The sequence below is a fragment of the Teredinibacter turnerae T7901 genome, assembly GCF_000023025.1.
Taxonomy (GTDB): Bacteria; Pseudomonadota; Gammaproteobacteria; order Pseudomonadales; family Cellvibrionaceae; genus Teredinibacter; species Teredinibacter turnerae_B.
Map to the genome: position 1 here is coordinate 2,540,937 of NC_012997.1, position 17,225 is coordinate 2,558,161.

Sequence of the window (17,225 nt, forward strand, 5' to 3'; positions counted from 1 at the left end):
TTAAAATTCCATTTCCTCAATACTGTCTTCGTCCATCGCAGCTAGCGACGCGGAAAGATTACGTTGAGCAGCCAGACCGTCGATGTAATTTGATAATTCTCGGATAGAGGCTGATTCAAAAAGTACCTTAATATCCAGATCGAGCCCGAGCTCTTTTTTGATCAAGACCAATTGTTTAATCGCGAGTAACGAGTGCCCACCCAGTTCAAAAAAGTTGCCCTGAACGCTAATGTCCTCGGCATTAAATTGTAATAATTCACTCCAGATAGCAACCAGGGCTCGTTCAGTATCTGTTTCTGGGGCAACATATTCGCCCATCGAAGTTATACCGTCCGGAACCGGAAGCTTGGCAACATCGGTTTTACCATTCACCGTGAGGGGAACTCGCTCAAGCGGAACATAAAACGAGGGAACCATGTAGTCGGGCATTGCCTGTGACAGTCGATTGCGAATATCTTTTATCAGGTCCGCTTCAAAAGTTTCGTCCTCTTCGTCCTCCTCATCAAAAATGTCGTAATTAATTACGATGTAAGCGACCAGCCGCTTTTGTCCGGGGACGTCTTCGCGGGCGGTGACAAAAACATCTTTAATCTCCGACATCTTCGCAAGATGTTGCTCTATTTCACCAAGCTCAATACGGAACCCGCGTATTTTCACCTGTTCGTCAACCCGTCCCACATATTCGATTTGGTCAGATCCGTTCAGGCGCACCAGATCCCCCGTACGGTACAGACGTGTATTTTCCAAGGTGTCAAAGGGATTTGGTACGAAGCGCTGCTCAGTAAGATCGGGTCGGTGTAAATAACCACGAGCCAAACCATCGCCGGCAAGGCAAAGCTCACCGACTGCGCCTTTGGGTAACAAACTTTGAAACTCGTCCAGAATAAAACACTGCGTTTGATTTACTGGTTTACCGATGGGGTAGTTTCCGGCGGCCTGGGTAATCTCGTACCAGGTACTAAACGTCGTGTTTTCGGTGGGGCCATAAACGTGGAGAAATCGCTCGGGCTTACCGACGGCGAGAATGCGGTCAACGCTGGATTTATCGACAGCTTCGCCGCCGAATAAGCAATGTTTCAAACGGGAGAATGTGTCTGGTGCGGCCTGAGCCACTTGATTTAGCAACGCCGTAGTCACAAAAAGCACAGATATTTCGCGCTCGAATAAACATCGCTTGAGCGTTGGCGGATGTAACAATTCATTTTTAGTCACGAAGACCAGCCGCGCACCGTTGGTGAGGGCGCCCCATATTTCGAACGTTGCAGCATCAAATGAATTGTTGGACGCCTGGGCAACATGGTCTTGCGGTGTGATTTGGACAAAGTCCGCCTGTTGCACCAGCCGCACAATACTGCGGTGTTCAACCATGACTCCTTTCGGCTGGCCCGTAGAACCGGATGTGTAAATCACATACGCCAGATCCCTGGCAGAGACATCCAATTCAAGATTAATACTTGGGTATTCTTCAATTTTCGCCTGGATTGTGGTGTCATCCAGCGCAACTGATTGGATTGCACCAAAGTTGGCGAGCCCCTCCTCACACAATAAACAGGTTATGCCACTGTCTTCTGCCATAAACGATAAACGCTCCGGCGGATAACTGGGGTCTAGCGGTACATATGCGCCGCCAATTTTAAGCACAGCGAGCATGCCAACCACCATATGAGGTGAACGGCTTACGCTCAGACCAACCAGACTGCCGGGCGTGATTCCCATTTCGACCAGATAATGAGCCAAACGATTCGCACGCTGGTTTAGCGCGTCGTAAGTCAGCGTCTCATCATCGTTTTCAATGGCCACCGCGTCGGGCGCACTTACCGCATGGGTCTCAAACAGGGTTTGGACATTTGTGTGCTGGGGATATGTCTGCTGAGTTCCTCCGAGCACCCGTACTAGGTGATCCGCTTCCTGGGGGGCGAGTATATTTAAAGACTTAAGTGGTGCGTTAGCCTGCTCAGAAATCTCCAGTAACAGGGTATAAAAATGTTGCGCCATACGTTCAATCGAGGCTGTTTTAAACAGTGCAGTGGCATATTCAAAATCGAGCCATAAACCGTTTTCGGTTTCGCTGACATCCAATGCCAAATCAAATTGCGCAGTGGATTCGTAATTTTCCAGAGGGCTGAAAGACAGCCCGTCGATGTCTTTACGCTCCATCTGCTGCGTATTCATATTGAATACAATTTGTACCAGCGGCGAATAGGCGTTGTTACGTTGCGGATTGATTTTTTCAACGAGATAGTCAAACGGTAATTCCTGATTTGACTGAGCGTCAACGTTAACCTGGGAGACGTGCTTCAAGTAATCAGAAAAATTCAATTCTCCGTCATATTTAGTGCGTAACACTAGTGTATTGACGAAAAACCCAACGAGATCCTCCAGGGATTTTTGCGTGCGATTAGATACGAATGTACCAACCACAATATCAGTTTGGTTGGAATAGCGCGCTAGCAACATAGAAAACGCCGCGTGCAATACCATAAACAAGGTCGCGCCATTTTCGTGTGCGATTTTTTTCAAGCGGAGAACGACTTCACTATCAAGAGTAAAATTGTGGTGTTTTCCCGCAAAGTCCTGTTCCTGAGGACGCTTAAAATCGGTTGGGAGATCGTGAACCAAAGGAAGTTTATCAAGCTGACCCTGCCAGTAGGACAATTGCTTATCGCGCGCATGCTTAAGGCTTTCGGTCTCGCCAAAAAGGAAGTCTGTTTGCCATGCCGCAAAATCCTTATACTGGATAGCCAGAGGCGGTAACGGCAGTCCACGATTGGATATTACAGCGTCGTAGAGCCGTATAAATTCGTCCATTAGAATATTCATCGACCAACCATCAGCCGCGATATGGTGAAGGTTGAAAATGAGTACGCCTTTGTCTGATTCCTGACGAATATAAATGACACGAATCAGTAGTCCTGCCGCTAAATCAAACGGCTTTTCTACTTGTTCGATCGCACAGCTTTTTATGGCTGATTCCTGTTCGGCTTGGTCGAATGTACTTACATCCAGACACTTTAATTTAAACTCTATATCGTTGTGAATAATCTGGAATACACGGCTATCGCGATCTATAAAACTGGTACGCAACGCCTCGTGCCGCTGAACAAGCATTTTGAGCGCTTGCTCTGCGGCTGCAACGTTGAAATCTCCATTGACGCGAAGACCTCCAGGCATGTTGTAATGCGCGCTATTGGCGGACATCTGGTCGATGATCCAGAGTCGCTGTTGCGCGAAGGATGCAACATAATCGGTTACCGATTCGGGCAAAGGCAATATAGCGTTTGCTGTATATTCAGTAGACATGCCTTCAATGTAGGCAACGAAATCCTCCAGGATCGGGTGTTGAAAAACATCCTTGACCGTGATATTGGTTTTTAGCGCATCTCTCAACGCGGCAACCAGGCGTACCGACAGGAGCGAATGCCCGCCTGACGAGAAGAAATTCTGCGTTAACGAAATCTGGTTCTCGGGTAACTGAAGCAACTCCGCCCACAAAGACGCGACCTGTTTTTGTAAATCGGTTTCAGGCGGAAAAAATCGGTCGTTTCCAGGCACAGCCTCCGGCTCTGGCAGGGCTTTTTTATCCACTTTACCGTTGGGCGTAAGTGGCATAGCATCCAGAAATACAAACCGATGCGGAATCATATAGTCTGGTAGTACCTTGCTTAGTGCAAGGCGGATATTTTTCTCTTCCAGTGATTCCCGGGCAACCACATAACCGATCAACTGCTTATCACCATCAGCGCCAGCTCGTGCGGTAACCACTGCTGCATCAATATCCGCTATTTTATTCAGTTGCTGCTCGATTTCACCTAACTCAATACGGAAACCATGAACTTTCACTTGATCGTCGGTGCGGCCTATATATTCAATCACGCCATTATCGTGAATTCGAACAAGGTCACCTGTTTTGTACAGGCGAGGGTTTAAAGTATCTATGGTGTATGGATTTGGAATGAACCGTTCATTTGTGAGCTCAGCGCGGTTTAAATATCCCCGAGCGAGTGAATCTCCCCCGATATAAAGCTCACCGATAGCTCCGTTCGGCACCAGCTTCAATTGTGGGCTCAACGCCAAGTGTTGGTAGTTTGCAAGGCTCTGGCCCAGTGAAAAACGTTTCGCTCTGTTCTCGCCGCTAATAATTTCATTAACCAACGACCATATGGTTACTTCTGTGGGGCCGTAGCAATTCCAAAAGCTCTTTACCTTGCCTGTTAGAGCACGCTCAACTTTGTCCGAGAGTGGTTCGCCGCCCGTGAGTGCAATGAGCTGGTCATATGGCTGCCAACCGGCATCAATTAGCTGGGACCAGCGCGAAGGAGTGGTTTGTATCAGGCCCGGTTGTGACTGCTCCACTAATTGTTTTAATAGAAACGGGTCTTTTTGTTCTTCAGCTGATGCGATTAAGCACTCGGCGCCACTGGTTAGCGCACCAAACCATTCAAAAAGCGCAATATCAAATGAAAAGCTGGTAACCAGTAGCCAACGGCTGTTTTCAACACAGGGCAGCGCACTGCGCAAACCGTCAATGAAATTTATCACCGCGCCATGCTCGACCATTACACCTTTAGGCATCCCCGTGGAGCCAGACGTGTAGATTACATAGGCCAAGTCTCCTGCCGCCACGTTTGGATAGCTTGAAATCGATGTTTCAGGTACGCCATTGGCAAATGTATCAAGATTGATCGTATGATAGTTTTTTCTGCTTTGCGGGCAGATCTTGGATTGCGATATCAGTATAGAAATACCACTATCGTTTAAAACATGTTCTATGCGATTTGCCGGGTAATTTGGATCGATAGGCACATAGGCGGCCCCAGCTTTCCATACGGCTAATAGCGAGGATATTAAATTAAAGCAGGGATCTAAACACACCCCTACCCTGTCCCCTTTATTCACTCCCTGTTCAATCAAATAGGCGGCCAGTTGATTAACTTCGTAGTGGAGTTCCGCATAGGTTAAGGTGTCGTCATTGAATCGCAGCGCGACAGCGTTCGGGGTTTGGGCGGCATTAGTTGCAAACCAGTCGGGTAAACTGGAAGCTAACGGCGGTACTGTACTCCGGTGATTAAATCGCTGTAGGCAGGCATTTTGCTCTTCATCAGACAGCACGCTGATATCGTATATATTGCTACCGGAATTCAATAACACATTGTCCAGGAGCTGTTCGAAATGTAACAAGAATCTTTCTATACGTTCAGCTGAAAAAAGGTCACGGTTGTACTCTATTTCGAAACCTAGTGCCTGCTGGGAGTCAACAACGTTTAAGCTAAGATCGTATTGTGCGACCATAGATTTATCGGAGAGCTGATTTAATGTAATAGGTTCGAACTGGAGCGCTTCCGCCTGATCGCCCCCTTCAGAAACATATTGCATGTTAAATAAAATCTGGAACAGTGGCGAATGGCTGGTACTACGAACCGGATTTAAACGCTCGACCAACTGCTCAAAAGGAACATCCTGGTTTGCTTGCGCGTCAACATAGACCTGTCTTGCTATTGCCAGGTACTCATCGAATGTGCCGCTAAATTCAGCATTCAAACGCAATACAAGCGTATTGACGAAGCAACCTACCAAAGATTCAAGCTCGGGACTTAGGCGGTTCGCGACCGGCGTACCAATAACGATATCAGACTCGTCGGAATAGATATTCAGTAGCCAGGAAAATACGCCGTAAAGAACCACAAAGGGCGTAATTTCACGCTCACCAGCGAAAGCTTCTAAGGCCTTCTTTTTGTCTGCATTCCACTCAAACCCCTTGATTTCGCCATCAAAAGTTTGATTTGGTGGGCGCGGGAAGTCTGTTGGCAGGCTGTGTAACTGTGGGAGGTTCTGCAGCTGTCGTCCCCAGTATTCTATTTGCGTTCTGTAACCAGCTGATTTGGCCAAGGTTTCCTGTTGCCACAGCGCGTAATCGGCATATTGAAAAGGTAGTGGTTCAAGTTCAATTGTCGATGAACTGTTAACTGCTTTATATATAGATGCAAATTCATTAAAAATAATTCCCATCGACCAACCATCTGCCGCGATGTGGTGCATATTAAAAAACAATACACTCTCATGGTCACTCAGGAAAATACAAACCGCGCGCAACATAAGATCATTGGCCAGATCGAACGGTGTGCTTAGGTCTGCTTCTATGATGGCTAAAAGTTGTTGCTGACGCTCGTTCTCAGATAAAGCGCGCAGGTCGTGGCTAGCCAAGACAAACGTATAGTCGGTTTTAACATGCTGCAGCGGTAACGGGTTTCCAGCCGAAAACACAGTGCGTAAAGGCTCGTGACGCTCGACCAATCGCTGTAACGAAATTTCCGCTGTTTTAACGGAAAATTCACCTCTGATGCGCATGGCCCCGGGAATGTGGTAGTGGGTACTGCCAGATTCCATCTGATCGATAAACCAAAAACGCTGCTGTGAAAACGACGCGGGGATAGGTTGATCGCGGGGAACAGTTGCGATTTCCGTGCGGTCAATTTTAGATCCGCTATCGAGAAGAGCGATTAGCTCGCTCTTTAAGTTCTTAATCTCACTCAGTAATTCCGGTGTAAGATTATCTTTTTTTCCCCGTACGCGAATATTCTTATCCGCATCCAGATGTAGCTTAATGCCCTTTTCGTGGAGCTCTACTAATAAAGACTCTGTATTCATATTACTGACTCCACCTCATCTTCCTGTAGTTCGTCATTATTTTGTAAGGTAATTCGTTGTGATAACAAGCGAGTTTCGATTTTCTTCGCCAGGTCCATCAGTTTGGGTGTTTCGAGCATTTCTCGCAGGGCCAATTCAATACCGAAGGCATCATTTATCGTGGCAACTGTTTTCAAAAGCAGTAACGAATGCCCGCCAAGCTCGAAAAAGCTTGCGTTAGCACTAATTAATGCGCAATCAATACCCAATAATTCTGCCCAGATATTGGCCACGTCACGTTCGGTTTCCGTTGTTAATGGAAGCAGCTCGGTACGGGACATAAACGATTCAGGTGAAGGCAGAGCACGTAAATCGATCTTGCCGTGTGCAGTGAGTGGCAGTTCCGGAATCACCAAATAGCGGGCTGGCTGCATATGTTCAGGCAAACGACGGCGTATTTCCGTTTTTATCTCTTCGATAAAACCTACATGACGATCAACGTCGGTAGTTGCACCCATGCTCGGTACGATATACGCAAGAAGCACTGATTGATTGTGTACCACTGCAACCGCTGAACTTACTGTACGCAACGCCATTAATTGATGTTCTATTTCGCCAAGCTCAATGCGATACCCACGAACTTTTACTTGATTATCGCAACGCCCTACATAGTCCACTTCACCGTCAGCCCGAATGCGCCCGATATCTCCAGTGCGATAGAGCGTTTGGTCGGCTTCGAATGGCGACTTAACAAATCGTTCAGCAGTGAGATCATCGCGATGCAGATAGCCACGCGTTACCCCTCTTCCACTAACAAAAATTTCTCCGCAACAACCTTCAGGTACTGGTTGCAGATAGTTGTTTAGGACATACACGCGCATATCCGACATAGGGAATCCAATGGGGCTTCCCAAGCCCTGCTCGATATCTGCGCGCAATATTCGACGAAAAGTCACGTGTACAGTAGTTTCGGTTATACCGTACATATTTATGATTGCGGGAGAATCGTCGCCGTGGTTGTTAACCCAAGCCCGTAAAGATTCAAGCTTCAGTGCTTCGCCACCAAACACAACGTAGCGCAGAGAGAGAGCTTGCCGTTGGCTCTGATCAATTCGACTCAATTGTTCAAACGCGCCTGGCGTTTGGTTGAGAACCGTGACTCGCTCATCAACTATAAGCTGGTAAAAATCATCAGTGGACTGCGCTACACGTTTCGGAACAACCAACAATCGTCCGCCATTGGCAAGTGCTCCCCAAATTTCCCACACCGAAAAGTCAAATGCGAAAGAGTGGAACAACGTCCAGACATCCTGTGCGGTAAACTGGAAGTCATGATCAGCGCTCTGCATGAGCGCAATAATATTGCGGTGTTCAACCATAACCCCTTTGGGTTTGCCGGTCGAACCAGAGGTATAAATTATGTAGGCGAGATTATTCTCTCCACTCCCCGGCAACAGTTCGGGTGTCGTTACAGGCATCGATTCCAGACGGTTAATCGTACACTCATCGTTTAACGATACTGTGGTCTCGCACTTGGGAAGCCTTCCCCGCTCGATTATGTCACTTGTGGTAATTAATAATTTAAGCTTACTGTCAGCAACAATATGGTCGAGCCGTTCCTGCGGGTAGTCGGGGTCAAGAGGCACATAAGCGGCACCCGATTTAAGCACCGCGATGATGGATATGACCATTTGCGGTGAACGTTCCAGAGAAATACCTACCAACACGTCAGGTTGTATGGAATAGCCACGAAGGAAATGAGCAAGTCTGTTCGCTTGCTCATCGAGTTCTCGGTAGGTTAACTCTCTCAAGCTGCCGGTCTCATCATCTTGGAATCGCAGTGCAACCGCTCCAGGTGATGTTCGTGCCCGAGCTTCGAACATCTGCTGAATTTGCATAACGTGTTTTAATGGATCAACATAATCCAGGTTTCTGCCTGGAATCTGTGGCGTTGACTCGATTAGCGTTTGCGCTTCTCCGTTGGTGAGGATTTGAATATCACTGATTTTCCGTGATGACGGATGCGTTAAACTGGTGAGGATCTGTGTAAAGTGCCGCAACAAACGCTCTAAAGTAGACTCGCTGTACTGACCGGAAGAATAGCGTAAATTCAACGATATTCGCTCGCCGGTGTAGACAACTAGCGTTAGGTCGAAATTTGTTTGTTCATCGGCAAGTACGTTCTCAATATTGAGTCCTTCAACGCTTGTCAATTGATCCGAAACCGGGAAATTTTCTACCACCAGTAGTGTATTAAATAAATCCTGGCCTGCTGCAACGCCGGTCGAGGCTTGTATTTCGGAGAGGGAAAGGTAACCGTGATCTGACCGACACGAGGCATCGCGATGCAGGTGCGAAAGCCAGGTTTGAATATCCATGTCGGTCTCAAAAGAAACACTTACCGGGAGGCTGTTAATGAACAAACCAACGATATCTTCTACGCCGGAAAGTTCTCCCGGCCGACCAGAGATTGTCTCACCAAATACAACACGTTTTTCACCGCTGTATGCGTGCAACAGATAAGCCCATGCCGCCTGCAAGAGAACATTGACTGTTGTTTTCGATGCTTTCGCACACGCATTAAGCTGCTCGATAAGCGTGTTGTCGAGTTCAGCTCGATACTCCTGTTGATCACCAGGTTTAGCGTTTTCAGGCATGACCTCTCGAGCCAAAAGGTCGAGTGATGTGGGCGCATCTATACCCGCGAGATAGTCGTTCCAAAATGTTTTAGCCTCAGAAAAGCTGCGCGATGCGAGCCATTCGATATAGCGCCCGTATTGCGGTGTAGCATTGCTATCAAGCAAGAACTGGACGCCTTTGTCAGGATGGTTTTGTTGATCTATGCTGCTCGTCTGGGTTATTACTTGATAGTTTCGGATAACCTCGCTAAAAACGATCGGCAATGACCAGCCATCCATTAGAGTATGATGGTTCGTCCAAAGCACTCTGTATCTGGTTTCCTCAAAGCGAATTATCGTCACGCGCATTAGTGGCGGCTGAGTAAAGTCAAACCCTTCACTTTTGTCTGCCTGCTGAAACTCACTAAAAGCCTGCGCGCGGGCTGCATCGTCCATGTCTCGGTAATCCAGTTCGTTCCATGGAAGGGAAACTTCCTCAACAACCAACTGGAGGTATTCAGAACCGACGAACGCTGTGCGAAAGATATCGTGCCGCGCTACCACACGTTGCCAGGCCGCACGAAATGCGGGTAAATCAAGATTCCCAACCAGATCCAAAACCAACTGGGAGCAATAGGCGGAACTATCCAGCGCACTGTGGAACAACATACCCTGCTGCATTGGTGTCGATGGATAGAGGTTTCGAAAATTTTTGTAATTGCTCGACCAATTATCCAGTTGGCCCTGGGTTGCCTGGGCTAATGAATAATCACTGGGTGTATGCCGTCTGCTATCGCGGGACTGACAATGATCAACCAAGCGAGATAGCGCGGCTATGGTACGTTCGCCAAGTTGCGCTATTGTCGATTCATTGAATTCTGACGCACTGTAACGCAGCGTAATTTCCCAAACGCCTTGTTTTTGCTGCAGCGTGAATGACAATGGAAATTCGCGCGTTCGGCTCGCGCTCACCTCGTTGCCGTAACTTTCCGACGCTAGGCTAAAGTTTTCTGAGGCTCCACCGTCTGTAATACGACCCAAATTGTTATAGGCAATTGGGGCCGGTTTAGCCGGCGACGCCGCCAGAAATCCGTAGCCAATACCCAGGTTGGGTACCGCGTTAACCTGCTCCTTGACTGCTACCAACAATGTCTCGTCATTGTTAAGTTCTGGTAACTCAATCACCAGCGGGTATGTGGAAGTAAACCAACCGAGGGTTTCGCTCACGTCCAGGTAATCTAACAAGGGTGTGCGTCCGTGACTTTCGAACTCAATGCGAAACCGCTTATTTCCGCTCCACTCGTTAAGTGCCTCGCTGATTGCAGACAGAAATAGGTGATCGTCTGAGGTTTGGTAGGCGTGATGGCAGGAGCTCGCCAACGCTTGACTTACGGACTCCGATATACGGAACGTTTGTGACTCAACGGATACATTTTTGGGGGCAGCAACACTGTGATCGAACGGCAGAGCTGGAACTTCAATGCTATCCTGGTTCGCCCAGTACGCTTGTTCCCGCGCAGCCAAACTGTCGAGAGCAAACTGCTTTAAATCTTGTGACCAGCGCTGGAAGGAGGATGTCTTGTTGCCAAGATTGATTTCTAACCCCTCTGCCATCTGCAAGTAAGCACGTTCCAAATCGGCTTTCAGTATCCGCCACGAAACCCCATCGACGACAAGGTGGTGTATCACCAGCAACAATCGACGGTTTTCCGGACTTGCGTCGTCGATTAAGAGCGCTTTTAGTAAGTGTCCGTCGGTCAAAGAAAGTGAAGTCTGGGCCTGCTCACATAGGCCAACTAACTGTTCCTGTTTCCGCTCCTCGGCGATTTCGCTTAGCGATACAACAGAGACTGCCGCATCGACCATTGATGTTTGGTAGGGACTGTATTCACCATTTGGGTTGTGCTGCTCACTAAAATTTAATGAAAGCCGCAAAACGTCATGTTTTCTGTATAGCGCAATCACAAACTCGCGCAACATGCTCGAATTAAACGTCTCAGGAATGGTGAGCAACACGGACTGATTGTAATGATGCCGGTCCACTTGATCGGATGCGAGCCAGCGCGCCTGCAGCGGTAGCCAGGTCTGTTGGCCCGTTATCGGGTATTGCGGCGCATCCACAACTGCTTTATCACTGGCGACGGAGGCCAGTTCGGCCAAGGAGGCTGATTCGAGAATTTGTTTCGGACGTAAATGAATGCCCGCCTTTCTCGCTCTGGAAACCAGTTGTATTGTCAGTATTGAGTCGCCGCCACAAGCAAAGAAATTGTCTTCGCGACCGACTTGTGGCACACCAAGTAGATCCTCCCAAAGAGAAGCCAGTTTACGCTCCAAGTCATTTTGGGGTGCTGTGTATGTATCGTGACTTTCATGTTGCGGTTTCGGCAACGCTTTACGGTCTATTTTATCTGCCGGTGTGAGCGGCATTTTTTCCATCAGCGTAAACGTGGAAGGAATCATGTAATCGGGTAAGCTAGCCGCCAACTGCCGGCGTAGGTCTTGCGCGCTAAAATCCTGACTACCTCGCCAGACCACATAGGCAGCAAGTGCATTTTTACCTTGCCTGTCTTGGTACACGAGCACGGCGACCTCACCAACACCTGGCAATTTAGCCAGGCTCGCCTCTACCTCGCCCAATTCGATACGAAAACCCCGCACCTTTGTCTGGTTATCCAGTCGACCCATAAACTCCAGATTGCCATCAGGTAGCCAGCGTGCGAGGTCGCCGGTGCGATACATCCGCTCCCCATGGACGCCGTTTAAGCCAAAAAACGGGTTTTTTACAAAAGCGCTTGCGGTTTTCTCTGGATTGTTCCAATAGCCAGGCCCCACACCAACCCCAGAAATACAAAGTTCGCCCGGCACGCCCATTGGTTGCAGGCGCAGTGATTTGTCCACCACAAGGGCAGAGAGATTAGGCAACGGCTTACCAATTAAAATATTGCGCTCTGAGTCCGGTAGAGGTTTATCGACGATGTAATAGGTTACGTCGTCCGACGCCTCGGACGGGCCATAGCCATTCATAATGGGTACATGGGGGTAAAGAGATAGCCACCGGTTGACTAGTTTTACCGACGAAGCTTCCGCAATACACATCATCCATTTTAATTCAGGCAAGGCCCGTTGCTCTGGAGGACGTTCGGCGAGATATTCCACGAGTAGCTGTAAAACAACGGGGGCGCACTGGATAAGATGCACCTCTTCCGTTTGCAACCGGTTGGTTAAATTGTCCAGATCGGTCATATCATCCAACACAACCGTTTTACCACCGCAAACAACCGGGGCGAGAAACTGCCAAACAGAAACATCGGAACTGGATGCCGCACTCTGCAAGAAATTGCGCGGTAAAAGATGACCGCTGTTATCCATAAAGCCCAGTACATCAAATTCAGCGTCAATATGATTGAGTGCGCCCGCATGATGCACCAGTGCACCTTTTGGTAATCCGGTCGAACCCGACGTATAGATCATGTATGCGAGATCGTCACTGGAGGTTTCAAGATCGGGCCGGCCTTGACGGCCATACGCTTGGATGGCTTCAGCGTCTTTATCCAGTTGCAACATCGTGACGCTCTCACCCAGCGAAAGATTGGCTGCCAGCGCATACTCGGTAATGACCACCGCAGCACAGGAGTTTTCTATCATGTAGGTAATGCGTTCTGGCGGGTTGATTGGATCAAGGGGAACGTATGCGCCGCCAGCTTTCATAATGCCCAAGATTGCCGCTAAAAAGTCGGCAGATCGATAAGCATAGATTGCGACCAGAGTCCCGCGACCTACCCCGTGTTCATGCAGGTAGCCAGCAATTTTATCTGAGTAGCTATCCAGCGCTGCGTAGGTTAGGGATGTGCCATTATGGGTAACCGCAATAGCCTCTGGTGTACGTGCAACCTGATCGATAAATCTTTGATGAATGGTTGGCGAGGGGCAGTATTCGACCGAGGGGCTGCTCCATTCTGCCAAAAGTTGATGGCTTTCCTGGTCAGTTAAGAGCTCTACATCAGCTAGCTCTTGGAATCTGTCTTCGGCGAAGCTATGCAGTAGATGCGACAAATGGCTTAGCATTTGATTAATTATTAAACTTGAATACAGGCGAGTATTAAATTCAAGCCGGAACTCAATGTTGTCCCCGGGCTCAACACACAGGGTAAGGTCATAGTGCGTATATTCGTCACTTTCATAACTTTGCAGATGAAGTTCGTCGTGAGCCGGGCTCAGGTTACTACCGGAATTACCTGTATGGCTCTCGAACACAATCAATGACGAAAACATTTCTCGATTGTCGTATAGACTGGCCAGTTGCTGGATTTCGCCAAGGGGTAGAAATCCGTGTTCGGCGCGGTCCATCGCCGCGCGATGCAATTGCTTCAACCAGGCATCGACTGTCAACGCGTTATCGATTTTTACGAGTACAGGCAGGCTGTTGATAAAAAGCCCCACCATAGTTTCCACACCTTCGAGGTCCGAAGGCCGACCTGATACCGTCTCACCGAACAACACCGTTTCATCGCCACTGTAGCGACTTAATAAATAACCCCATGCAGCTTGCACAACAGTTGCCAAGGTTGTTTTTGACGATTTAGCGAGTTTGTTGAGCGCTGCGCTGCTCGACTCATTGAGGCGTAATACTTCTCGCTTATGCCCGTCCGACTGCACTTCGGTTTCCACTCCTGCAACACCAATTTGAGTAGGTGAGTGAACCTCACTCAGCATCTCAGACCAAAATGCTACCGCTGCTGATTTATCCTGTTTTTGCAACCACGCAATATAGTCGGAATAGTGATGCACCTCTTGCAGGGACTCAGCCTGCCCAGCGCATAAGGACAAATAAGCTTGGGTCACCTCGCCAAAGACCTGTTGAGAACTCCAACCATCGCTCAATGCGTGATGCCGGCTCCACAACACCCGATGTCGGTCTTTGGCCAGGGTAAAGACCGTAACTCGCATCAGGGGGGCCTGTTCAGGATCGAACCCCTGCTCTTTATCCACGCGTGTTTTGGTGTTGAGCGTGGTAATTTGCGCGGCTTCGCTCAGCGCTGTTAAGTCTTCGTGATAAAACGGAAGCGACACTCGCGATTTAACAACTTGAAACGCCGCATCGCCATCTAGACCAATAAAAAACGTGCGAAATATTGCGTGCCTCGCAACGACTTGTTCCCATGCTGCTTTAAAATGCTGTAGTTCGAGTGGGCCTGAGAAATCCATCGCCAGCTGAGACACATAGCTGCCCTGATTAATTGCGCTGTGAAAGAGTAGCCCGCGCTGCATGGCTGTGGCCGGGTAAATATCCTCGATAACCTTAGTCGAAGCATCATTTGCACCCTCCACAGCAAATAGATAGCCTGCTGCGCGCAGAGTTTGCAGCTGATGTGACTGAAGGCGATGCTCGGTTTGGCGGTAGGCAAGGGGGAAATCCGACGGTGAACAATGAATATTGGCGGCCCTGCTACATTGCTCAACCAAGTTGAACAATGATGCTTTCAGCTGCACATTTAACTTGCCCATGAGCTCAGAAGACAATCTCAAGCTATCGTACAACAGTGAGAATCGGAGGCGGTTGTTGGAAATAATTGCGCTAGCATTTAACTCGTACGCCAATGGACGATTCGGACTAATCTCTACCCCGCTCTGCTCCTCTGCTAAATTAAAATAGCCATTTTCATCGCTGACCTGATCGAACTGGCCCAGATAATTAAAAATTACTGGGGATGTGTTGAAGCGAATACGTGATTCATCATGTGAAAGGTATTTATAAACCCCGAAAGCAACGCCACCATGTTCGATTGCGCGTACAGCGTCCTTGACTCCTGCAAGCGCTTCAAAAATAGAGGTGTTTTGCTGGCTTATCAGAACAGGATAGACGGACGTGAACCAACCAATAGTATTACTGACATCCATCGGCGTGCCGCTAATCAATGCAGGCTCCCGGCCGTGGCCTTCCAGATCGATTTGCAGTTCCGCTGTATGAAAAATATTTGATAATGTGTGGGTCAACGCTGTAAGGAGCAGCTCTTGCACGCTGGCGCGATATAAATTTGGCGCTGTTTTTAGTAGCGCTTGCGTTAGAGGCTCATCCAGTTCGAATTGAATTTCAACCGCATCTTTATGGTAGGCTCGCTCTGCAACACTGGGATTGAGCGTTTCTGGTGCCTTAGTCTCGGCGAGGTGCTGCCAATTCGCTGCTGACGCGGTGATCTTTTTGGTTGTAGCAAAATCGGATAATTTTTTGCCCCACGCCTGATAAGTTTCTGTGCGGAGACTTCGCCATTGAGCCACTGCGGCATCATTACCTTGAATTTGCTGCAGGTGGGCTAAATCACTCAACAGAATACGCCAGGATACGCCGTCAATAGCGAGGTGGTTACATGCAATTAAAATTCGCGAGTGAGCCTCACTCTCCGCCGAGAACAGAACGAAACGGATCAGAGGGCCATCACTAATAGAAAGACTACGTTGAACGGTATCCAAGTGTTCGGAAAACGCCGCATCTCCAAACCCGTTGACGTGAATATTTTCTACGCACTCACTCAGTATCACGTTAGTAAACGGTACATATTCCGCACTTACTGCTTCGTAAGTAACATTAAATCTCAAACGGAAAACATCGTGTTTTTGTAGTAGTTCACTCACAATGGCCGTCAACTGGTCTAAGGAGAATTCCTTGGCCGCACTCAATAGCACCGATTGATTATAGTGACTCATATCCGTACGGTGCTCGAAGAATCGATGCTGAACCGGTAACAATATCTGGCTCCCTTTTGCAGGCTCACTTGTAGCCGACAAACGGTTAACGTTTTTTTCAACAACGTGGGGCGCCAGGGACTGGATGGTCTGGTGGGCCATCATTGATTTCGGGGTTATAGAAAGGCCGGTTTTAGCTGCCTGTGAAATCATTAAAATGGAAAGAATAGAATCGCCACCAGACTCAAAGAAATTCGCAGTGGTACTTAAGGTGGAAGCCTCTACTTTGAGAATTTTCGCCCAGATCTCTACCAAAAGTTTTTCAATGTGGTTGACTGGTGCTACATAGCTGTTTGTGTCGGTTGACGCTTCGGGGTCTGGTAAGGCTGTGCGATCAATTTTACCGTTTGCGGTGAGCGGCATTGTGTCAACTACGGCTAACGTAGCAGGCACCATATATTCTGGTAAAAGCAGGGCAAGCTCTTGCAGAAGAAATTCCGTAGTTTTGCTCTCTGTGTTTTCCGCAAATACGACGTAAGCAGAAATCCGCTCACTGCCGGTCGCTTGATCTTCGGTAATCTTAACTGCTGCAGCGGAGATACCTTCCAGAGAAGCCAGGCAGCTCTCAACCTCTTGCAATTCTATGCGATAGCCCCTTAATTTGACCTGATTATCAACTCGGCCAAGAAATACAATATTTCCGTCTTTGGCTCGCCGCACCCGGTCGCCGGTTTTATACAGTCGGCCCTCACCGAATGGGTTTGTCAAAAAACGTTCGCAAGTCAGTTCACTGCGATTATGATATCCGTTAACAACACCTTGCCCGCCTATGTGAAGCTCACCTTCAGTTCCGTCTGGCACCAGTTCCATATATCGATTTAAAATGTAAGTCTGTACATGGGGTAATGGTCGACCTACGGGCATTGTTTGTCCGGTATACGTCGCACCCAGCTGCCAGGTTGTCGACCCGATAGTACCTTCAGTGGGGCCGTAGTGATTAACCACACTAGTCCCGTGCTTCACTAACTGCGATAATTTTTGTACCGTTTCTGTCGACGCCGATTCGCCGCCAATCACTAACCATTTCAAAAAAGACAGCTGAGCAAGACATTCAGTTGGAAACAATGCATTGAAATGATTCGGTGTAAGCTTAAAAAATTCTAGTTTTTTGCTCTGAACGTACGCCATAAAGGCTTCTGCGTTGCGTGCGCAATCTTCATCAATCAAGTGCAGCTCACCGCCCGTTGCCAGCCCGGTAAATAACGCTGTATGCCCCAAATCAGTGGCAATAGTCGCAAGCAC

Annotated in this window: 2 protein-coding genes (1 of these 2 only partly in view); both read right to left on the bottom strand. The window is 48.4% G+C overall.

Features of this window, described 5'->3' with window-relative positions:
- Complete coding sequence (locus TERTU_RS10325; RefSeq protein WP_015820954.1) at positions 1-6,645, bottom strand: non-ribosomal peptide synthetase; 6,645 nt, start codon at positions 6,643-6,645, stop codon at positions 1-3.
- Positions 6,642-17,225 carry the 3' portion of a non-ribosomal peptide synthetase gene (locus TERTU_RS10330; RefSeq protein ID WP_015817303.1) on the bottom strand. The gene runs 2,166 nt beyond the window's last position, so only the last 10,584 of its 12,750 coding nucleotides appear in the window; its start codon lies beyond the right edge, outside the window; its stop codon occupies positions 6,642-6,644. Before TERTU_RS10330 ends, TERTU_RS10325 begins: the two co-directional genes overlap by 4 nt.